19 protein-coding genes and 1 tRNA gene are annotated in these 20,168 nt (G+C 64.7%); 7 read left to right on the plus strand and 13 right to left on the minus strand.

The annotated features are described in order from the left end of the window. Positions 1-60 precede the first annotated feature (60 nt). From JYP50_RS14000 to JYP50_RS14050, 11 genes are all read right to left on the minus strand, one after another. The gene (locus JYP50_RS14000) at positions 61-414 is read right to left on the minus strand and encodes a PilZ domain-containing protein (protein WP_206561165.1); all 354 of its coding nucleotides are present in this window, start codon (positions 412-414) and stop codon (positions 61-63) included. Positions 415-466: 52 nt separating this feature from the next. Then, complete coding sequence (gene holB / locus JYP50_RS14005; protein ID WP_206561166.1) at positions 467-1,441, minus strand: DNA polymerase III subunit delta'; 975 nt, start codon at positions 1,439-1,441, stop codon at positions 467-469. Continuing rightward, positions 1,441-2,094 (minus strand): dTMP kinase, encoded by a 654-nt coding sequence (gene tmk, locus JYP50_RS14010; protein ID WP_206561167.1) that lies wholly within the window; start codon positions 2,092-2,094, stop codon positions 1,441-1,443. The genes holB and tmk overlap by 1 nt, the downstream gene beginning before the upstream one ends. Further along, positions 2,094-3,119: an endolytic transglycosylase MltG gene (gene mltG, locus JYP50_RS14015; RefSeq protein ID WP_206561168.1), complete on the minus strand. Its 1,026-nt coding sequence runs from the start codon at positions 3,117-3,119 to the stop codon at positions 2,094-2,096. The genes tmk and mltG overlap by 1 nt, the downstream gene beginning before the upstream one ends. Next, the gene (pabC, locus tag JYP50_RS14020) at positions 3,116-3,955 is read right to left on the minus strand and encodes an aminodeoxychorismate lyase (protein ID WP_206561169.1); all 840 of its coding nucleotides are present in this window, start codon (positions 3,953-3,955) and stop codon (positions 3,116-3,118) included. The genes mltG and pabC overlap by 4 nt, the downstream gene beginning before the upstream one ends. 9 nt (positions 3,956-3,964) lie before the next feature. Continuing rightward, positions 3,965-5,206, minus strand: a complete 1,242-nt coding sequence (gene fabF, locus JYP50_RS14025; RefSeq protein WP_206561170.1) for a beta-ketoacyl-ACP synthase II — start codon at positions 5,204-5,206, stop codon at positions 3,965-3,967. Between the two features lie 99 nt (positions 5,207-5,305). Beyond that, entirely contained in the window at positions 5,306-5,542 is a 237-nt protein-coding gene (gene acpP, locus JYP50_RS14030) for an acyl carrier protein (protein WP_116364162.1), read from the minus strand. A 164-nt stretch (positions 5,543-5,706) separates the two neighbouring features. Further along, positions 5,707-6,447 carry a 3-oxoacyl-ACP reductase FabG gene (gene fabG, locus JYP50_RS14035; protein WP_206561171.1) on the minus strand — a complete coding sequence of 247 codons (741 nt, stop codon included), beginning with the start codon at positions 6,445-6,447 and terminating at the stop codon, positions 5,707-5,709. Positions 6,448-6,465: 18 nt separating this feature from the next. Continuing rightward, a complete protein-coding gene (gene fabD, locus JYP50_RS14040; RefSeq protein ID WP_206561172.1) occupies positions 6,466-7,422 on the minus strand; it encodes an ACP S-malonyltransferase in 957 nt (318 codons plus the stop codon). A 260-nt stretch (positions 7,423-7,682) separates the two neighbouring features. Further along, the gene (gene rpmF, locus JYP50_RS14045) at positions 7,683-7,865 is read right to left on the minus strand and encodes a 50S ribosomal protein L32 (protein WP_206561173.1); all 183 of its coding nucleotides are present in this window, start codon (positions 7,863-7,865) and stop codon (positions 7,683-7,685) included. A 9-nt stretch (positions 7,866-7,874) separates the two neighbouring features. Then, complete coding sequence (locus JYP50_RS14050) at positions 7,875-8,408, minus strand: YceD family protein (protein WP_206561174.1); 534 nt, start codon at positions 8,406-8,408, stop codon at positions 7,875-7,877. A gap of 107 nt (positions 8,409-8,515) precedes the next feature. On the opposite strand from JYP50_RS14050, the gene JYP50_RS14055 reads away from it, so the two are divergent. After that, positions 8,516-9,124, plus strand: coding sequence for a Maf family protein (locus tag JYP50_RS14055; protein WP_206561175.1), 609 nt, complete (start codon positions 8,516-8,518; stop codon positions 9,122-9,124). Here JYP50_RS14055 and JYP50_RS14060 read toward each other — a convergent pair. Continuing rightward, a complete protein-coding gene (locus JYP50_RS14060) occupies positions 9,070-9,726 on the minus strand; it encodes an HAD family hydrolase (RefSeq protein WP_206561176.1) in 657 nt (218 codons plus the stop codon). The genes JYP50_RS14055 and JYP50_RS14060 overlap by 55 nt on opposite strands. Positions 9,727-9,732: 6 nt before the next feature. Then, entirely contained in the window at positions 9,733-10,689 is a 957-nt protein-coding gene (gene rluC, locus JYP50_RS14065; protein ID WP_206561177.1) for a 23S rRNA pseudouridine(955/2504/2580) synthase RluC, read from the minus strand. Between the two features lie 560 nt (positions 10,690-11,249). Here rluC and rne point away from each other — a divergent pair. The 6 genes from rne to JYP50_RS22175 all read left to right on the plus strand — a co-directional run bounded on the left by rne (position 11,250) and on the right by JYP50_RS22175 (position 20,081). After that, a complete protein-coding gene (gene rne, locus JYP50_RS14070; protein WP_206561178.1) occupies positions 11,250-14,243 on the plus strand; it encodes a ribonuclease E in 2,994 nt (997 codons plus the stop codon). A 129-nt stretch (positions 14,244-14,372) separates the two neighbouring features. Continuing rightward, positions 14,373-14,460, plus strand: a tRNA-Ser gene (locus JYP50_RS14075). 286 nt (positions 14,461-14,746) lie between these two features. Continuing rightward, positions 14,747-15,568 (plus strand): hypothetical protein, encoded by an 822-nt coding sequence (locus JYP50_RS14080; protein WP_206561179.1) that lies wholly within the window; start codon positions 14,747-14,749, stop codon positions 15,566-15,568. A gap of 414 nt (positions 15,569-15,982) precedes the next feature. Next, positions 15,983-17,515, plus strand: coding sequence for a phospholipase D-like domain-containing protein (locus JYP50_RS14085; RefSeq protein ID WP_206561180.1), 1,533 nt, complete (start codon positions 15,983-15,985; stop codon positions 17,513-17,515). Beyond that, positions 17,515-18,828, plus strand: coding sequence for a hypothetical protein (locus tag JYP50_RS14090; protein ID WP_206561181.1), 1,314 nt, complete (start codon positions 17,515-17,517; stop codon positions 18,826-18,828). Before JYP50_RS14085 ends, JYP50_RS14090 begins: the two co-directional genes overlap by 1 nt. Further along, positions 18,825-20,081 (plus strand): LssY C-terminal domain-containing protein, encoded by a 1,257-nt coding sequence (locus tag JYP50_RS22175; RefSeq protein ID WP_206561182.1) that lies wholly within the window; start codon positions 18,825-18,827, stop codon positions 20,079-20,081. The genes JYP50_RS14090 and JYP50_RS22175 overlap by 4 nt, the downstream gene beginning before the upstream one ends. Positions 20,082-20,168 lie beyond the last annotated feature (87 nt).

The raw sequence follows: 20,168 nt of genomic DNA on the forward strand, positions 1-20,168 counted from the left end.
TCTTCCTTAAGCTTTTCGGGGGCCGCCCCCAAGACGGGCCCGCGCGCCCCGGCGCGCCGCCTACATGGTATGGGTGGGACGGTCGGAGCCCAGCGACCCCGCCAGGTGGTTTTCGATTTTGGCGTTGGCCGCGGCGTCCTGCTCCGAGAACTGCACGCCGATTCCAGCGGTGCGGTTGCCCTGGGCCCCGCGCGGCGTGACCCACACCACCTTGCCGGCAATGGGGATTTTTTCCGGCTCGTCCATCAGGGTGAGCAACATGAACACCTCGTCGCCCACCTGGTAAGTCTTGTTGGTCGGCACGAACAGGCCACCGTTGTTCAGGAACGGCATGTAGGCCGAGTACAGCACGGCCTTGTCCTTGATGGTCAGCGAGAGAATACCGTTGCGACCGCCTTGCGCGTGCTCATTCATACTGTTTCACCCTGCGCTCTCCGTATTCCGTTACCCGGCGTGCGATTGCATCTTAGCACCGCCCCGGGGCCATTCCCAATCCCTCGCGCAGGCGCAGCAGCAGCGATTCGCACAACAGCTGCCGATTGGGGTTGGAGCCGCCGGCGACCGCGGCCTGCTGTTGCCGGAGCGCGTCCAGCAGGGCAAAGGCGTCGCGGCCCTCCCGGGCCAGGGCGCCGGCATCCATGCCGCGGATATGCGCCTCGGTGTAGGCCGCCAGCATGGCCAGCAACTCGGCGGCACTGAGCTCCCCTAGCAGCGGCAGCAATTCCGGCACCGCCGCGCGCCCCGCCACCAGTGCGTCCAGCGCCGCCCGCAGCGCCAGCGCGCCGTCCGCCGCGGACTCCCGGTACAGGGCTTCCGCCGCCAGCGGCCGCCCTTCCGCCAGCTGCAGCAAATCGGCGCTGACCTGGCGATCCCCGGTCACACTGTCCAGCCACTGCAGGGCCGCTTCCGCCGGCGGCAGGGGCAGCTTGAGCAGCTGGCAGCGGGAGCGAATGGTGGCGGGCACCCCGTGCAGGCGGTGGCAGACCAGCACCAGATGGGTGTTGGCGGCCGGCTCCTCCAAGGACTTGAGCAGTGCGTTGGCGGCATTGGTGTTCATGCTGTCCGCCGGCGCGATCACCAGCACCTTGCGCTGACCGAAACCCGCGGTCCAGTTGGCGAAGTCCACCCCCTGGCGTATCTGGTCGATCTTGATCACGCGGCTCTCGCCCTCCGGCTGCAGCCAGCGGAAATCCCCATGGGCGCCGCTGCGGCTGAGCTCGCAGGCTGAACATTCGCCGCAGTTGTGGCCCGCACTGGGCCTGTGGCACAGCAGCAGTCGCGCCAGGGCCAGGGCCAGGCGAGCCTTGCCGATGCCCGGGGAACCGGCCAACAACAGGGCGTGGGGCAAGCGCCCCTGCTCCAGCTGCTGGTGCCACCGCGACCAGGCCTCCCCCTGCCAGGGCAGTGGCGCGCTAATCGCGGGCAGTCCGCTCAGCTCCATTAGTGCCGAACTCCCCAGCAGTCCAGCAGTTCGCGGCTGACACTGTGCAATTGCTCGCGCACGGCCTCCAGGGGCTGGCCGGCGTCGATCAGCCGAAAGCGCCCGCTACTCTCCCGCGCGAGCCGCAGGTAGGTGCCGCGCACCCGCTCGAAAAAGGCCACTTCCTCCCGCTCGAAGCGATCCAGCTCGCCGCGCTCCCGGGCGCGGGCCATGCCCAGCTCCACGGGCGCGTCGAACAGCAGGGTGAAATCAGGCCGCAAATCGCCCTGCACCAGCTGCTCCAGGCGTCGCACGCGCGCGGCGTCGAGCCCCCGCCCGCCCGACTGGTAGGCGTAGGTGGCGTCGGTAAAGCGGTCGCAGAGCACCCAGCGCCCTGCCGCCAGTGCCGGCTCGATCACCTCGCTCAGGTGCTGGGCCCGGGCGGCAAAAATAATCAGCAGTTCGGCCATGGGGTCCATCGCCTCCGCGCGCTGCGCCACCAGCAGCTCGCGCAACTGCTCGCCCAGGCGGGTCCCGCCGGGTTCCCGGGTCACGGTGAGATCCACACCGTGGCTTTCCAGGTAGTCACGGAGGTAGGCGATATTGGTGGATTTACCCACGCCCTCCCCGCCCTCGACGGTAATGAAGAGCCCCCTGGGCTGAACAACTGGCACTACGGATTCTCCGGACTGGAACGGTAATCTTCCCTGCGGCGCAGCTGGTATTTACGCACAGCGCGCTCGTGGGCTTCAAGGGTGGCGCTGAACTCGTGGCTGCCGTCGCCGCGGGCGACGAAAAACAGGCTGTCCCCGGGCGCGGGATTGAGGGCCGCGTGGATCGCCGCCCGTCCCGGCAGGGCGATGGGCGTCGGCGGCAGCCCGCCGTGGCGGTAGGTATTGAAGGTATTGCTCTCGTCCCGCAGGTGGCTGCGCCGCAGGTTGCCGTCAAAACTGTCGCCGAGACCGTAAATCACCGTGGGATCGGTCTGCAGGCGCATGCCGCGCTCGAGCCGGCGCACGAAGACCCCCGCGATCTCGCCCCGCTCCCCGGGCACGCCGGTTTCACGCTCGATGATGGAGGCCAGCACCAGGGCTTCGTAGGGCGTCTCGAAGGGCAGGCCGTCCGCGCGTCGCGCCCACTCTTCGTCCAGCACCCGCTGCATCGCGACGAAGGCGCGCCGCAGAATCTGCCAGTCGCTGTCGCCGCGCACGTAGTGGTAGGTCTCGGGCAGGAACAGCCCCTCCGGGCTGGGATAGTCCGCGGTGAGCGCGGACAGGCGCTCGTCTCCGGCCCCGTCCAGGCGCTGAACCAGGGTCTCCTCCCGGGCGAGCAGGGCCAGGGCCTGCGACAGGGTCAGGCCCTCGGGCACGGTCACCTGGTACTGCACCACCTCGCCGCGCTGCAACAGCCGCAGCAAACCTTCCGCGGTGGTGCCCGGCGGAATCCGGTATTCGCCGTGGCGCAGGGAGGCGTCCCGCCCGGTCAGCCGCCCGTAGGCGATCAGCAGTCCGGGGTCGGCGAGCACCCCCTGCCCCGCCAGCCGGCGCGCGATGGCGCGCAGGCTGTCGCCCCGCTCCACCCGAAACAGCAGGCCGTCGCCGGCAATCGCCAGGGGCTGCTGCCAGCGCCGCTTGAGCTCCAGGGCGGCGCCGGAAGCCAGCAGCGCCAGCAACAGCAGCAACACCAGCAGCCGCCTCACGCGCGGGCCTCCAGTGTCGCCAGGTAGCGCTCGTGCAGCGCCCGCGTCACCGGAAAATCGCGCCAGCGCGCATCCCCCAGCGCCGCGACCGCCCGGATGCCCACAAGGCTGTTGCAATAGAAGAGTTCCCGCGCGGCCTGGAGGTCGGCCGGCGACAGCGCCGCCTCGTCCACCGCCAGGCCGAGCGCCGGCGCCCAGCGCTCCATTACCGCGCGACGCCGGGTACCGGCGATACCGCAACTGTCCAGCGCGGGGGTTCGCAGGCGATCGCCGATCACCGCAAACAGGTTGCCGGCCACCACCGATACCGCACGGCCGCGCTGGTCGAGCATCAGCGCCTCGTCCCAGCCGCCGCGGCGATACTCCTTGGCGGCCAACACCTGCTCCAGACGGTTGAGATGCTTGATGCCCGCCAGTTGCGGCTGGGTGGGCCAGCGAATGGCCGCCACCCCCAGCTTCGCCGGGTCGTGCCAGGCATCGAGGGGGCGCGTTTGGGGGGCCAGCTGGGCAATCACCCGCGGCCGCGCCCCGCTCGGCGGCAGATAGCCCCGGGGGCCCCCGCCGCGGGTGAGGGTGACACGCAGGGCCGCGGCCCCCGACGGGGCCGCCGCGGATACGTTTTGCAGGGTATGGTCGAGCGCTCGGCCGACATCGGGAAAAGCCAGAACCTTCAAGCCGCGCGCCAATCGCTGGCGGTGGTACTCAAGCAGCACCGGGCGGCCATCGACCAGCAACAGGGTTTCGAACAGGCCGTCGCCGAAGGCGAGGCCGCGGTCGGGCAGCGGCAGGCTATGCGCCCGCTCGCCGTCGACCCAGGTGAGCTCCGCCGGGGTCACCGCCCTGGATCAGTCGGGCCTGCGGAACAGCAGCGAACCGTTGGTACCGCCGAAGCCAAAGGAATTGGACAGCACGTTGCGGATTTCGCGCTGCTGGGCGGTGTGCGGCACGTAGTTCAAATCGCAGCCCTCGTCCGGGTTGTCGAGGTTGATGGTGGGCGGCGCCACCTGGTCGCGCAGGGCCAACACCGAGAAGATGGCTTCCACCGCGCCCGCGGCGCCCAGCAGGTGGCCGATCATCGACTTGGTGGAACTCACCGCCACACGGTCCGCGGCGGCCCCCATCACGGTCCGGATGGCCTGGCTCTCGGCCACGTCGCCGGCATTGGTGGAGGTGCCGTGGGCATTGATGTAATCGAGTTCTTCCACCGGCAGCGCGGCGTCGGCGATGGCGTTGCGCATCGAGGCCGCGGCGCCGCGCCCGTCCTCCGGCGGCAGGGTCATGTGGTAGGCGTCGCCGCTCATGCCGAAGCCGGTGAGCTCGGCATAGATGGTGGCGCCACGGGCCTTGGCCGCTTCGTATTCCTCGAGCATCATCACGCCGGCGCCGTCACCCAGTACGAAACCGTCGCGGTCCCTGTCCCAGGGGCGGGACGCGGCCTCCGGGTCGTCGTTGCGGGTTGAAAGCGCCCGCGCCGCGGCGAAGCCGCCCAGCCCCACCGGCGTGGTGGCCATTTCCGCCCCGCCCACCAGCATGGCGTCGGCGTCGCCCTGGGCGATCAACCGGGCGCCGAGGCCGATATTGTGCGTGCCGGTGGTGCAGGCGGTGACCAGGGCCAGGTTGGGGCCCTGCATGTTGTACTTCACCGAGAGATTGCCGGCGATCATATTGATAATCGAGCCCGGCACGAAAAACGGGGAGATCTTGCGCGGCCCCGAGACACGCACCACTTCGGTGTTTTTCTCGATCTGGCCGATACCGCCAATACCGGAACCAATGGCGCAACCCACCCGGGCGGCATTGGCGTCGGTGATTTCAAACCCGGAATCCTCGAAGGCCTGGATACCGGCGGCCATGCCGAACTGCACGAACACGTCCATCTTGCGCGCGTCCTTGGGCGGCATGTAGGGCGTGGGATCGAAGTTCCTGACACTGGCACTGAAACGGGTGGTGTAGCTGGAGACGTCAAAGGCCTCGATGGTTGCGGCGCCACTCTTGCCCGCCAGAATGTTATCCCAGGTCTCTTTCACTGTGAGACCAACCGGGCTGATCATTCCAAGACCAGTGACGACGACTCTTCTGCCTTTCACAGCGCAAGCTCCTTACAGCGGATGGGATGGGGGTGCCAGAATGCGAAAAAGCCGCTCTATGTTAAATAGAAACGGCTTTTCGGTACGCAGAGGAAGTTATCAGGCGAGATTGTCGTTGATGTAATCAATCGCCAGTTTAACGGTGGTGATTTTCTCGGCTTCCTCGTCGGGAATCTCGGTCTCGAATTCTTCTTCCAGCGCCATGACCAGCTCGACGGTATCCAGGGAATCGGCACCCAGGTCTTCTACAAAGGAGGCCTCTGTCTGGACTTCTTCTTCTTTAACGCCAAGTTGTTCTGCAACGATCTTCTTAACGCGCTCTTCAATGCTGCTCATGATATTAGGTCACTCCTGAGTTTAGTGCTTGATCAAACCATCGAACCGGCCTGAAGCGGGCATTTTACTCTGTTTTCCCAGCCGGAACGAAGTTTTTTTTGACGCGCCGCGCCCCGTGCCGATTGCACGAGGCCGCGGCGCCCATTCTACAAAGGTTGCGGCGCTTACGCCATATACATACCGCCATTGATATGCAGGGTTTCACCGGTGATATAGCCCGCGGCGTCGCTGCATAGAAAGGCCACCAGGGCGGCGATCTCCTCCGGCTTGCCGAGGCGGCCGAGGGGGATCTGGCCCAGCATGGCGTCGCGCTGCTCATCCCCCAGCTCGCGGGTCATATCGGTATCGATAAACCCGGGTGCCACGCTGTTGACTGTGATTGCGCGCGAGCCGAGCTCCCGCGCCAGCGCGCGGGAGAAGCCTTCGGCGCCAGCCTTGGTGGCAGCATAGTTGCTCTGGCCGATATTGCCCATCGAACCCACCACGGAGGTGATATTGACGATGCGCCCCCAGCGGGCCTTGGTCATGCCCCGCAGGCAGGCCTTGCTCACCCGGTACAGGGCGTTGAGGTTGGTGTTGACGACGTCGTTCCACTCGTCCGCCTTCATCCGCATCAGAATATTGTCGCGGGTAATGCCGGCGTTGTTGACCAGCACCAGCGGCGCGCCGAAGCGCTCGTTGACCTCCTTGATCACCGCCTCGACGCTGTCGTCGCTGCCCACATCCAGGGTCAGGCCGCAGCCGTCGTTGCCGGCGGCCCGCAGGTATTCACCAATGGCCTTGGCGCCGCCGTCACTGGTGGCCGTACCGATCACGGTAAAGCCGGCGGCGGCAAGGTTCTCGGCGATGGCGCGGCCGATGCCGCGGCTGGCGCCGGTGACCAGGGCTGTTTTGCTGTCGCTCACGTTTGCGCTCTCCTCGTGTTAAGCGTTAGCGGCCACGCCATCCCGCGCGGCCTTGAGAGAGTCCGGCTCCTCCAGGGAGAAGCTGGACAGCGATTTGTCGATGCGCCGGTTGAGGCCGCTCAGCACCTTGCCCGGGCCGCACTCCACCACCTTGTCGACGCCGCGCTCCACCATCGCCTGCACGCAGCCGGTCCACTGCACCGGGCTGTAGATCTGGCGCACCAGCAGCTCGCGAATTTGCTCCGGGTCCTGCTCGCTCTGGCAGTGTACATTGTGGATCACCGGCACCGAGGGCGCGGCGATGGCGATATCGGCGACGGCCCCCGCCAGCTGCTCCCCCGCGGGCTTCATCAATACCGTATGGAAAGGCGCGCTAACCGGCAGCGGCATGGCGCGCTTGGCGCCCGCCTCCTTGAGTGCGGCCACCGCGGCGTCCACCGCCGCTGTGTGGCCGGCGATCACCACCTGGCCCGGCGAGTTGAAATTGACCGCCGCCACTTCACCGGACCCCGCAGCCACCACCTCGGCGCAGATGGATACAATGGCGTCGTCATCCAGGCCGATAATGGCGGCCATGGCGCCCTCGCCCACCGGCACCGCGCTTTGCATAAACTCCCCCCGCTGGCGCACCAGCCGCACGGCATCGGCAAAATCGAGGGCGCCGGCGCAGACCAGGGCGCTGAATTCGCCGAGACTGTGACCGGCCATCACCGCGGGGCCTTCGCCGCCCTGCTCCAGCCAGGCGCGCCACAGGGCAACGCTGCTGGTGAGCAGCACCGGCTGGGTGGTGGCGGTAAGGTTGAGCGCGTCCTGCTCGCCATTCTGCACCAGGTCCCACATATCGTAGCCGAGCGCGGCGGAGGCCTCTTCGAAGGTCGCGCGCACGGCGGCATAGGCGTCGTGGGCGGCGGCGAGCATGCCCACTTTCTGCGAGCCCTGCCCCGGAAAAACAAAGGCGGTTGTTGCTAGTGCCATGGAAAATCAGTTCCTGTCGATGGTTGCGGATACGGCGCGGGCAGCTGCCGGAATCGGCGGGATGGACGCCCAAGAAGACGCCTCGCGGGCCCGGACCGCGAAAATCAAAACTGGATTCGGTGCAATGTTGACAGCGCTTGGCGCCGCGGGGAAAGGCTTGCGGAGGCTGTCGCCTCCGCGAATTCGGTCAACGGCGGGGGTTGCCGCTTCCTGCACGCCTGCTGCCTGGAATTAGCCAGCTACGCCAGGGGAAAGCCGGCTTATTCGTCGCTGCCGGTTTCCACGACTTTCTTGCCGCGGTAGAAACCGTCGGCGCTCACGTGGTGGCGGCGGCGGGTTTCACCGGAGGTCTGGTCCACGGTCAGGGTGGAACCGGACAGGGAATCGTGTGAACGACGCATGCCGCGACGCGAACGGGTTTTTTTGTTCTGCTGAACAGCCATGACTAACTCCTAGTGTTTCTTGCCGGGCTTGAGTTGCGCCAGCACATCAAACGGGTTGGGCTTTTCCTCACGCTGCTCCTGCTCGGGCTCGGATGCGGCCAGACCCACCAATAATTCGTTGCAATCGCTCTGCTCGTGGTAGTTAAAGGAAGGCAGCCCCAGTATCAGCTCGTCCTCCACCACTTGCCACAGCTCGCAGTCCTCCGTCGCCAGGATCAGCGGATCCAGGTGCTTGGGCAGGTGCCTTGCCTGCTCGTCACTCCACACCACCGCCAGGGTATTGGCGGTTTGCAGCCGCGTCTCGAAGGCCTCGAGACAGCGCTGGCAGGTGACACTCACGGTGGCCTCTGTTTCCACCGTGACCAGGTAGCGACCTTCCTCGTCCCTGGAAAACGTCAAACGCGCCCGAATTACCCCGTCGTCCGCGGCCAACATGGCCCGGAAACGCTGTAAATCAAGCGGTTTTAACGCCCCACTGATGCTCACGCCACGCGCCGCGGCCTTGCGGACATCCAGCGTCGTCGGGAGGGGCTCAGTCAACATAGGCGCGCATCATAGGGTCGGAATAGGCCTTTGTCAAAAAAATCTTTAAAATACAGTCAGTTCCCGAACTTATTCACAGAACTCGCCCGGAGCCCCCCTTCACCGCCATGAATCTGATCCTAGCCTCGACCTCGCCCTACCGCAAAACCCTGCTTGAGCGCCTGCAAGTTGCCTTCACCTGCGAGCCCCCCGGTGTCGTGGAAGCCGGCCTCCCCGGGGAGCCGCCCGACGCCCTCGCCGCCCGCCTCGCCCGGGCCAAGGCCGCGGCGATTGCCGCCCGCCACCCCGGCGCCGCGGTGATCGGCAGCGACCAGGTGGCCGCCCTGGACGGCGAGGTCCTCGGCAAGCCGGGCAGCCACGCGCGCGCCACCGACCAGCTGCGCGCCTGCAGCGGCCGCACGGTGCATTTTTACACCGCGGTCACGCTCATTGCCCCGCGCTACGAGGGGACTCATGTCGCCCCCTTCCAGGTGGCGTTCCGCGAGCTGAGCGACCTTGAAATCGATGATTACCTGCGCCGGGACCAACCCTACGATTGCGCCGGGAGCTTCAAGTGGGAGAGCCTGGGCATCACCCTGTTCGAGCGCCTCGCCGGCGACGACCCCACGGGCCTGGAGGGCCTGCCGTTGATTGCCCTCACCACCCTACTGAAGGAGGCGGGCTACCCGCCGCTCGCCAGCGCGCCGCCCAGCAGCGCCGGCAACTCCGACAGGTGATCCACGATATGCCGCGGCCGGTGGCGCGACAGGCGCCCGGGCGGGTGCACGCCAAAGCTCACCCCGATGCTGGCCATGCCCGCCCTGGCCGCCATGTCCAGGTCGTACTCGCTATCCCCCACCATCACCGCCTCGGCGACGGACTTGCCCCGCTCGGCAAGGATTTGCTCCAGCATCAGTGGGTCCGGCTTGGAGGCGGTCTCGTCGGCACAGCGGGTGCTGTCGAAGTAGTCGCCCATGCCGATGCCGCCCAGCACCCGCCCGAGGCCGCGGCGGCTCTTGCCAGTGGCCACCGCCAACTCGAAGCCCCGCCCCCGCAGCTCGGCGAGCATGTCGCGAGCGCCCTCGAACAGCGTTGCCGGGCCCGCGGTGACCTCCACATACAGGCGCGAGTAAGCCTCCGTCACCGCCTGTCGCTCGCCATCGTCCAGGGCCGGAAACAGCTGTCCCACGGCCTGGGGCAGGCCGAGACCTACGATATTGCGTACCGCGGCATCGGCCGGCGGCGGGATATCCAGCTCGGCGGCCGCCGCCCGCATCGCCAGGACAATGCCGTCGACGGAGTCACAGAGGGTGCCATCCCAGTCAAAAATAACAATCATAATCAGTTAGTTACGAAGCCTATCTAATATAGTTTCTAGGTTTTGGTCCAGGCCCGCCCGGGCCGCGATACGGCCGCTGCCGGGCAGCGTGAAATCCAGCGCGTGGGCGTGCAGGAACAAGCGCTTGAGCTCCAGCCGGCGCGCCAGCTCCTCGCTGCGCGGGTCGCTGTATTTGGGGTCGCCCAGCAGGGGGAAGCCCGCGTGCTGGGCGTGAACCCGAATCTGGTGGGTGCGCCCGGTGATCGGCCTGGCTTCCACCAGGGTCGCGCCGTCGAACCGTTCCACCACCGAAAATTCGGTGACCGATGGCTTGCCCTCCCGGGACACCCGCACCATGCGCTCGCCCGAGCGCACCACGTTTTTCTCCAGCGCAGCCTCCACCCGCGACAGCTTGCGCGGCCACTTGCCCGCCACCAGGGCCAGGTAGCGCTTGTCCACCCCGTCACCGCGCAACAGTCGGTGCAGCTCGCGCAGCACCGCCGGCTTGCGCGCCACCATGATCAGCCCCGAGGTATCGCGATCCAGGCGGTGCACCAGCTCCAGGCGCCGGTCGCGGGGCCGCATCTGCCGCAGGCATTCGATCAGGCCGAAGTTGAGTCCGCTGCCGCCGTGCACCGCCAGGCCCGAGGGCTTGTCGACGATCAGCAGCCCCTCGTCCTCATGCACCAGCCGGCGGCTCAACTCCTCCACCCAGTGGCCCGGTATGGCCGGCGGCTCTCCGGGCTCGGGCTTGCGGATCGGCGGCAGGCGCAGCACGTCGCCGGGCCGCAACCGGTAATCCGCCTTGACCCGCCCCTTGTTGACCCGGAACTCACCCTTGCGCAAGCCCCGGTAGATGCGGGTTTTCGGCACGCCCTTGAGGGTTTTCAACAGGTAGTTGTCCAGCCGCTGGCCGGCGTCGTCCGGGTCCACGGTGAGAAATTGTACGGTGCTGCCCGCTGGTGACGGTTTTTGTTCGGCCATATCTGGAAATCACTGAGAATTGAAGCACTTACCTTTTGCTGCTATAGTCCCGGCCGTGTGGCCGCCCGTGTCGACTCCAAAACGGCACCGGCAATGCGATAAAGACGCCTGGCGATGGTAGGGCCTGCCGATGAAACTGCACGGCTCCGTCAGTTAACCCCCACACGTCTGTAACGGCTGTCGCAGCGACTTCCGCGATGACAAGCATGCTCGCAATAGCGATGCTGCGACACAACATAAACCGCGCAGCGCGTCTGCCGGGACACAGAATCAGTTTACGGAATACCACAGCGAGGGTCGCGCGATTTCAGGTGCCGCGACACTACCAAAAAGGCCGAGGCGGCGCTACCCGCCCGCAGGCCCAAGGACGCTGCCCGCCCCGGGTTATGTAGTACGCCGGGGAGATACAGAAGCACCTGAACGTATCGCGTAGAGCCTTCGGCGGACACCCGCGGCCACGGCCGCCGCCCGCCACCTCGGCCCTCCATATGCCCGGCCCTCGCCGGCTGTACAACTGATTCCCGCCCCGCCAGGCCTGTGCGAAACAGGTAAATGGCACTATGAAAAAAATGCTTATCAATGCAACTCAACCAGAAGAGTTGCGCGTTGCACTGGTCGACGGCCAACGTCTCTACGACCTGGACATCGAAAACCGTACCCGTCTGCAAAAGAAATCCAACGTTTATAAAGGCAAGATCACCCGGGTCGAACCCAGCCTGGAAGCGGCTTTTGTCGACTTTGGCGCCGAGCGCCACGGCTTCCTGCCGCTGAAGGAAATCGCCCGGGAATACTTTTACCGCGACCCCGGCTCCGTCGAGGGCCGCATGAAAATCAAGGACGTGATCAAGGAAGGCACCGAGATCATCGTTCAGGTCGACAAGGAAGAGCGCGGCAACAAGGGCGCCGCCCTGACCACCTTTATCAGCCTGGCCGGCCGCTACATCGTGCTGATGCCCAACAACCCCCGGGCCGGCGGCATCTCCCGCCGCATCGAGGGCGACGAGCGCAGCGAGCTGCGCGAGGCCCTGTCCACCCTGGAAATCCCCAACGGCATGGGCGTGATAACCCGCACCGCCGCCGTGGGCCGCAGCGGCGAGGAACTGCAGTGGGACCTGAACTACCTGCTGCAACTGTGGCAGTCCATTAGCGGGGCCAGTGAAAACGCCAGGGCGCCAGTGCTCCTGTTCCAGGAGAGCAACGTCATCATCCGCGCCATCCGCGACTACCTGCGCGACGACGTGGACCAGGTACTGATCGACTCCGCCGAGGCTCACGCCCAGGCCACCGACTTCGTCAGCATGGTGATGCCCCAGTACAAGAGCCGCATCCGCCGCTACGAAGACCAGATTCCCCTGTTCAACCGCTTCCAGATCGAAAGCCAGATCGAGACCGCCTTCCAGCGCGAAGTGCGCCTGCCTTCCGGCGGTTCCATCGTGATCGACCCCACCGAGGCGCTGGTGTCCATCGACATCAACTCCGCCCGCGCCACCAAGGGCTCCGATATCGAGGACACCGCCCTGCAGACCAACCTCGAGGCCGCGGACGAGATCGCCCGCCAGCTGCGCCTGCGCGACATGGGCGGCCTGGTGGTCATCGATTTCATCGACATGCTGGCCGCGCGCAACCAGCGCGCGGTGGAAAACCGCATGCGCGACGCTCTCGCGGTGGATCGCGCCCGGGTACAGGTGGGTCGCATCTCGCGCTTCGGCCTGCTGGAGATGTCGCGCCAGCGCCTGCGCCCCTCGCTGGGGGAGACCAGCGCCATCGTCTGCCCTCGCTGCACCGGCCAGGGCACCATTCGCGACACCAAATCGCTGGCCCTGTCCATCCTGCGCCTGCTGGAGGAAGAGGCCATCAAGGAGCGCAGCGCCGAGATCCGCGGCATCGTGCCAGTGGACGTGGCCGCCTACCTGCTGAACGAGAAGCGCCAGGCCCTGTCCGAGATCGAACAGGTCACCAAGGCCCGCATCCTGGTTATCCCCAACCCCAACCTGGAAACCCCGCACTTCGAAGTCAAGCGCCTGCGCGATGACGAGGTGGAAGGCGACGCCACCAGCTACAAGATCGACATCACCGTACCGGAAGCCGAGCTGGTGTCCGACGCGCACAACGTGCCCCCGGCCCAGCCCGAGGCGCTGGTCAAGGGCGTGCCCCGCACCGCCCCCGCACCCGAGGCGAAAGAAAAACCCGCCGAGGAAGAAAAACCCCGGCAGCACAAGAAGAAGGACCATAAAGGCAAGGGCAAGCACAAGGGCAAGAAAAAAGCGCCCCAGGGCCTGCTCGCGCGCCTGATGGCCCTGCTCTTCGGTGCGCCCGAGAGCGAGAGCAAGGATGCCAGGAAACCCGCCAGGCAGCAGGGTGAAACCGGTGCCAAGCGCGCCCGCGGCGACAGCGATGAACGCGACGGCAAACAGGGCGACAAGTCCGAGGGCGGCAATCGCAACCGCAACCGTCGCCGCGGCGGCAAAAAGCGGAGCCGAAGCGGCGATAACCGCGAGTCGCAGCCGCAGCAGATCCGCGGCGAGGAAGCGGCGCAGGATAAGCAGGAGCAAACCGAGAAGCGTCGAAATGACGGCCGCCGCAGCGACGACAACCGCGACCGCGACGGTGGTCGACAGCAGCGCCGGCGCCGCCCCGAACGCGACGAGGCGCGCCCCGTCGAGGAAGCGACAGTTGGCGAAACGGACCTGCCAACCGCGGCCGATGAAGGCCAGCAGCAGGATAAGCCTCGCAAACGGCCCGCGGAGAAACGCGGCGAACCCCGCCGCCGCCGCAGGCGCGGCCCGCGCCCGGTAGAGGGCGAGGCCACCGAGACCCAGGTTGAAGGCCAGGCCCCCACCGAGCAGGTGAACGCCGCCGAAGCGGAGCCCCCCCAGGCCCCCAGTCCCGAGCAGGCGCCTGAGCCGGTGGCCGAGACCCGCGTGGCGGAAGCCAAGCCCGAGCCCCGCGAACGCGGCGAGCGACCCGCGGCGGAAAAGCCGGCCCGACAGCAACCCGCGCCTTCCGCGACTGACGCCGTAACCCGCGAAGAAGAAGCCGCGAAGCCCGTGGCGGCTGAGGCTCCCGCACGATCGCCGGAACCGGTCAAGCCGCAGGCAACGGCTCCCGAACAGGAGCAAGCCGCGCCACAGCCCGCAGTGGCGGAGCAGGCAGAGCCTGTGCCGGCCGCACCTGAGCCGGTCGCACAGGAGCCGGTCACACCTGAGCCGTCCGCACCTGAGCCGGCCGCACCTAAGCCGGCCGCACCGGTGGAAGAAAAGCCCGCCGCGGCTGCAAGCGCCGAACCGGCTGAGGCTGGCGAGCCCGCAGCGCCCCCCGCCGGCCTGACCGCCGACGGCCGCGCCAGCAACGACCCGCGCATTGCGCCGCAACCGGTGGCCGAGGTGCACATCACCACCGCCCACCCGGTGCTGTTCAACGCCGAGGTGGCGCCGCCGGTACAACCCAGCGGTCGCGTCGCTCCGCGCGCCAGCAACGACCCCCGCGGCCCCCTGCCCGGGGAAAATGGCAACGGCGGTGAGGGAGACTTGGCCGAGGCTTCCGGGCAGTCCTGAGCCCCGAGCAGGTTTTGTGGACACAAGTGGCCAACAACCCTTGTGTCCGCTTAACAGGCCTGTATAATCTCGCCTTCTTCGCGCTGGCCAGCAACTGCCCCAGCGCGAACACAGACAATACGGTTTTTCGGTGGGCTGGCTGAGTGGTCGAAAGCGGCGGTCTTGAAAACCGTTGAGGGGAAACCCTCCCGGGGTTCGAATCCCTGGCCCACCGCCATAAAGAAACGGGGTCCCACATGGGACCCCGTTTTTTTTGTCTTCCCCGACCCGCTGCCTACCAAGCCCAAGGCAATTGCTTTGCTTGAGGCTTTTTCTTGCCGGCGGCAGTCAATCCATATGTAAGCCCTTACATAGACCCATAGCAAGCCGTAAATAGCGATACCACCGGGCCGGGATCGCGTAAGGTAACGCCTTATGCAGTGGTTTATGCTATCGCTTTCTTAATCCAAGAGGGGGCGTGTGACAGTCGGGCCACACGGCTTAACCACGAGGGACCAATTGGAATGTTCATATCCGACGACCTAGTTTATATACAAATGCACAAAACCGGTTGCACACATATCGCAGCGTTACTAGGCAAATTGGTTGAAGGGCAATTAATCGGAAAACACAATGCAGCGTCGGAAGGATTAATAAGATCAAACAGGTTTTTTATTTCCTCGATTAGAAACCCATGGGATTGGTATGTATCGCTATGGACGTACGGCGTTGGAGGAAATGGCGCGCTCAGGGACAATCTCACCAATAGAAGAATTCATGACTCAATCAGGCTGATGCGGAAATATCCTCGAACGGGCTTGAAAGCTGCGATACGGGAAATATCAAAGCCTACGAGACAGTTTCGAGAACTTTACGACAACGAGGAAAATGTGTTGTCCTTTCGAAAGTGGCTTGCGCTTATCCTAGACCCCAGCTGCTCTAGATCGTTAGGGGAAGGCTATTCAGATACTGCAATTAAAGAAATTTGTGGCTTTATGTCTTATAGGTATCTTTATCTCTGCTGCCAAAACCCCCGTCAGTTGCGTGGGCGCAACCAATTTGCAGGTATCAAAGACGTCAGAGAATTTGATATTGAAAATTGTTATATCAATTTTTTTATTCGGCAAGAATCACTCGAAAAAGATTTTTGCAAAGCCTTGGAAAAAGTCATGCCGCTTGGGGAAAGTACTAAGAACCAAATACATTCCGCCAGGAAAGTGAATCAATCAAGGCGACCCCTACCGGTTTCGGACTACTACACAGAAGATTTGATTGAGCTTGTGGGTCGTCGCGAGAAGCTTTTGATCGATAAATTCCGCTACCTTCCTCCAGAGCCAATCCGCTAAAAACTTCCGCTCTCACAACTAGCCAGCGCGAGACGAGCTCCAATTCACCAGTGATAGCGCTTGATCAGCGGCGGCGCGGCAAACACCGCGGAGCTACTGAAAGCCGTGACCTGAATTGTCCCATCAAGCGCCTTGCAGTGCATCATGACCGTCGCGACCGGCACATCCTCATCGTCGAATGGAAAGCCGTCATCGTCGTCGCACAGGCCAAATTAATCGCCGCGGCCCAAATGAGCCTCGAGCGCGGGTACCGCCACTTCTTTTTTGCGGTTCGCCATCCCACTAGCCGCCCTACTCCCCTTGTTGTCATCTTCCGTATCATAACTATTATTACTGACATAATTTGATCGACAGGGGGTTTAGGCCATAGCTTCCGCCCAAGTAAATTTCAGACTCAAAGCCCGCGATAGGCGTTTGGCGAGGCCGCGGTTCACCGCTGTATGGATACTGGCGCTTGCGCTGGGCGCCTGCTCTTCGGCGGGCCTCAAAGAAGATATCCTGCACCCGCCGCAAAGTGGCGCCCTACCGCCTGCCGAATCCGGCCTGCTGGCGGAAGTGGCCAACCGCATCGCTTCAGAGCACGGTGACGAGGCGTCGGGTTTCTCGATAATGGACAGCAGTTACCAGGGCTTGTACTGGCGCCTGGCGCTGATCGACTCGGCGGTATCCTCGCTGGATATACAAACCTACCTCTGGTACCCGGACAACAGCGGCCTACTGATACTGGAGCGGGCGGTGCTGGCGGCGCAGCGGGGCGTCAAGGTACGGCTGATTGTCGACGACCTGATTCTACACGGGCACGACAAGCTGATTGCCAACCTGGAAGCGCAACCCAATATCGAGTTCGGCATCTTCAACCCCTGGTCGGAGCGCGGCAGCCTGCTCGAGCGGGCTGGCGAGATGCTGGCAAAAATGGAGCGGCTCAACACCCGCATGCACGACAAACTGCTGATCGCCGATGGCCGCGCCGCGGTGGTCGGCGGCCGCAACATCGGCGACCACTATTTCGGCCTGCACGAGATTTACAATTTCCATGACACCGACCTGCTCGGCATCGGTCATATCGGCGCCCAGGCCAACGCCATGTTTGACAAGTTCTGGAACAGCGACTGGGTTGTCTCGGCGCAAAACCTCACCACGGAGCCCGCCCCGGAACTGGCGGCGCGGCAGTGGCAGTCGATCCAGCACAAAAACGCCACAGCGGCGGCGCTGTCTCGGTTTCCCCGCGTACCTAAGGACTGGTCGACAGAGATCAGGGCGCACGTTCCCAAGCTGCGCATTGGGCTCAGTCAACTGGTCTACGACGAGACCGCGACGGAGCAAATCGACCAGCGCCTGGTATCCAGCATGTTCAACTTCTTCGGTATTGCCAGGGAAGAGCTGCTTATTATGAACGCCTACGTCATTCCCTCCCAGCGGGGTATCGATTTTCTGCGGGACCTGAGCGACAAGGGGGTGGATATACGCCTTCTCACCAATTCCCTGGCCTCCCACGATGTGCCGGCGGTCAACAGCCACTACGAAGGCTGGCGCGACGACTTTATCCGGGCTGGAGTGGAACTGTTTGAGTTTCGCGCCGATCCCGCCATCCAGTCTACGGTCGTGGACGTGGAACCGGTAACCGCGGAATTTTCCGGCCTGCACAACAAAACGGCCGTGGCGGATCGTCGCTATGTGTTTATCGGCTCGATGAACCTCGACCCCCGCTCCGCCCGGATCAATACCGAAATGGGCGCCTTTGTCGATTCACCCGCACTGGCCGAGGACATGGCAGCCATTATCGAGCGCAATATGGCCGGCGAGAACGCATGGCGGGTACAACTGGATGCAGCGGGCAAGCCCTACTGGACCAACAGCGAAGAAACCCGGGACCGTCAACCGGCCCGCAACGGGATGCAGCGGCTGATGAACGTGATCATGAAGGTGGGGCCCAAGGATCAATACTGATGAGCTGCTGCACGGGCTGGTTCACACAAGGGCAATGCCGCGGGCGATGGAAAACCGCCCGCCTGGTGCTGGGCCTGTCGATGGCGGTGCTTGCAGCCTGCAGCGCCCGCCCCTACCGAAGCGGCGACGTGGCCGCGGCGCCCTTTCTCCAGCGCGGCGTCACCCAGGAGAGCGGGCTCGTACGGGTGACCGCCGCTGTCCCGAATGCCGGGGAAACCCTCGCACTCACCGGGCTCGACCTGTACGAACAGGGTATTCAACCCATCTGGCTGGAAATTGACAACCGCAGCGAACATGCCCTGCGCATCGCCCATTGGAGCATCGATCCCTATTATTTTTCGGCGATAGAAGTGGCGTACATGAATCGAAAACCCTTCAGCGATTCGGGCTACGCCGCAATGGAGAAATGGTTCCATGACAACGCCCTGACGCGCAGGGTGCCCGCCGGCGAGCGGCGCTCCGGCCTGGTGTTCACCCACCTCACGCCGGGCACCAAGGGCTTCAACCTCGATCTGTTCGGCGATCGGCGGGCACACCAGTTCACGTTCTTCGTGCCGCTGCCCGGATTCACCGCCGATTACATGCTCGTGGACTTCGCCAACCTGTACAGCGAGCGCGACATCCGGCGTTTCGACACCCGCGAAGGCCTGCGAACCTATCTGGAACACGAGCTGTCCTGTTGCGCCACCGACGCGAACGCCAGCGGCGATGGCGGCCCCCTCAACGCCGTGATCGTGGGCTCGGCCCCCACGCTGCGACGCGCCCTGCTTCGCGGGGGCTGGCATGAGACCCGGGGAGATTCCGACGATTTGCAGGCTGCCCGGCAACACCATTACCAGGGGCGCCCGCCCGATGGCGTTTTCTACATGGACCGCCAGGACAGCCAGCAACGGATGCAGCTGCATTTGTGGCGCGCCCCCTTCGAGGTGGACGGCGAGCCCGGCTGGCTGGGCCAGGTCTACTACCGGCATTTGCACAATGAGTTCCTGAGGCTGCTCGGGTTCGATCGCAGCACCAGTTATGCCGCCATACGTTCCCAGCTGGCCAGGGAAAGTGTTGCCGCCGACGTCGACAGCGCGCAGCGGTATCTCGTACAGAACTTCTGGTACAACCAGTCCCTGCGCGCCCTGGGGCTGACAGGCGGCGTGGGCGAGAGCCGTGTCGATAATCCGCGCGTGACCTTTGATGAAATTGCCTATATCACCGGGGGGCAACGCGCCGTGCTGTTTCTTTCGGAGACCCCGGTATCCATCGAAGACGTCGAACTACTGTTCTTGCAAGCCCCGCCGAAGGCTGAAGGATCGACGCCGTGAAGTGGGCTGGGGCCTGCCTGTGGCTACTACTGGCTGCCGTCCCCGGCGTCCGGGCGCAGGATCATCCGCACTTTTCGCCGGCGGCAGTGCCGCCCCCCAATAACCGGTTGATCGTTGAGCAGCAGGGCCCGCTGACCGTTTCCACCGCGGTTCCCAGTGCCGAGGAAACCGAAAAGGTGTTTGGCGCCGACCTGTACGCCCGGAATATTCAACCGGTCTGGGTACGGGTCGAAAATCGCGGCGACACGACCCTGTTCCTGACCCCCTTTGGACTGGACCCCGCCTACTACAGCCCCAGGGAGTCGGCTCTGCGCCTGCGCAAATACAGCGAGGTGAACATCTCCAGTCAAAACCTGGAGGGCCTGGCGATCAACCGCCTGCCGGTCGCGCCTCGCAGCGTCCTGTCCGGGTATGTATTTACGCGGGTCGATGAAGGCACAAAATCGTTCAATGTCGATGTGGTCGGCCCACAGTCAACGCACCAAATGAACTTTATCGTCCCCGTGCCCGGACTCAAAATCGATCACCGTGAAATCGATATCCACCGCATCTATCCCGAGGCCCGTCTGCGGACCGTGGAGTTATCGCAACTGGTCGCCGAGCTGGAGCAAATGCCGTGCTGTGTACGCGATGCCAAGGGCAAGGATAGAGGCGACCCGCTGAACCTGGTCTTTATCGGCACGCCCCGGGACCTGTATTACGCGTTCAAGCGCGCGGGCTGGGACGAGAGCGAGACCATTTACGGCACATCCTTGTGGCGGACCTTTGCGTCGGCCGTCACCGGGGGCAGCTATCGCTACTCGCCGGTCAGCGCACTCTATGTGTTCGGCCGCGCCCAGGATGCCGCGTTCCAGCGGTCACGGACCAGCATCCACGAGCGGAACCATTTCCGCATCTGGCTGACCCCCCTGCGCCTCGGGGGACTGCCGGTCTGGATCGGCCAGATAAGCCGCGACATCGGCGTTCGCTTCACCTGGCGCACGATTACCACCCACAAGATCGACCCGGATGTCGACGAAACCCGGGACTACCTGCTGGAGGACCTGGCCTATGCCCAGGCGGTAGCGAAATTCGGCTACATCGGCGGCGTGGGAGCCGCACCCTACGGCACGCCGAGGGGCAACCTGACGGGCGACCCGTATTTCACCGATGGCAGACGCCTCGTCATCTGGATCTCCCGCGGACAGAATGCGATCAATGAAATCGAGGTCCGCGACCTCTCCACATACCACACCGGGCATATCGGAGACTGAGGCCGCCGGGGCCCGCGGTTCTTCCGCGATGTCGCTTGCTCGCCCGGCAATCGTCCCCGGTGTTTGCCGGCCAAAACAGCGGTGTCC

Source organism: Parahaliea mediterranea (genome assembly GCF_017255185.1).
Classification (GTDB): Bacteria; Pseudomonadota; Gammaproteobacteria; order Pseudomonadales; family Halieaceae; genus JAFKCZ01.

Coding starts and splice junctions, on each gene's coding strand:
- rpmF (WP_206561173.1), bottom strand. CDS start 7,865: ATGGCTGTTCAGCAGAACAAAAAAACCCGTTCGCGTCGCGGCATGCGT.
- JYP50_RS14055 (WP_206561175.1), top strand. CDS start 8,516: ATGAATCTGATCCTAGCCTCGACCTCGCCCTACCGCAAAACCCTGCTT.
- fabD (WP_206561172.1), bottom strand. CDS start 7,422: ATGGCACTAGCAACAACCGCCTTTGTTTTTCCGGGGCAGGGCTCGCAG.
- JYP50_RS14000 (WP_206561165.1), bottom strand. CDS start 414: ATGAATGAGCACGCGCAAGGCGGTCGCAACGGTATTCTCTCGCTGACC.
- JYP50_RS14050 (WP_206561174.1), bottom strand. CDS start 8,408: ATGTTGACTGAGCCCCTCCCGACGACGCTGGATGTCCGCAAGGCCGCG.
- JYP50_RS14090 (WP_206561181.1), top strand. CDS start 17,515: ATGAGCTGCTGCACGGGCTGGTTCACACAAGGGCAATGCCGCGGGCGA.
- holB (WP_206561166.1), bottom strand. CDS start 1,441: ATGGAGCTGAGCGGACTGCCCGCGATTAGCGCGCCACTGCCCTGGCAG.
- rne (WP_206561178.1), top strand. CDS start 11,250: ATGAAAAAAATGCTTATCAATGCAACTCAACCAGAAGAGTTGCGCGTT.
- JYP50_RS14080 (WP_206561179.1), top strand. CDS start 14,747: ATGTTCATATCCGACGACCTAGTTTATATACAAATGCACAAAACCGGT.
- rluC (WP_206561177.1), bottom strand. CDS start 10,689: ATGGCCGAACAAAAACCGTCACCAGCGGGCAGCACCGTACAATTTCTC.
- acpP (WP_116364162.1), bottom strand. CDS start 5,542: ATGAGCAGCATTGAAGAGCGCGTTAAGAAGATCGTTGCAGAACAACTT.
- JYP50_RS14060 (WP_206561176.1), bottom strand. CDS start 9,726: ATGATTGTTATTTTTGACTGGGATGGCACCCTCTGTGACTCCGTCGAC.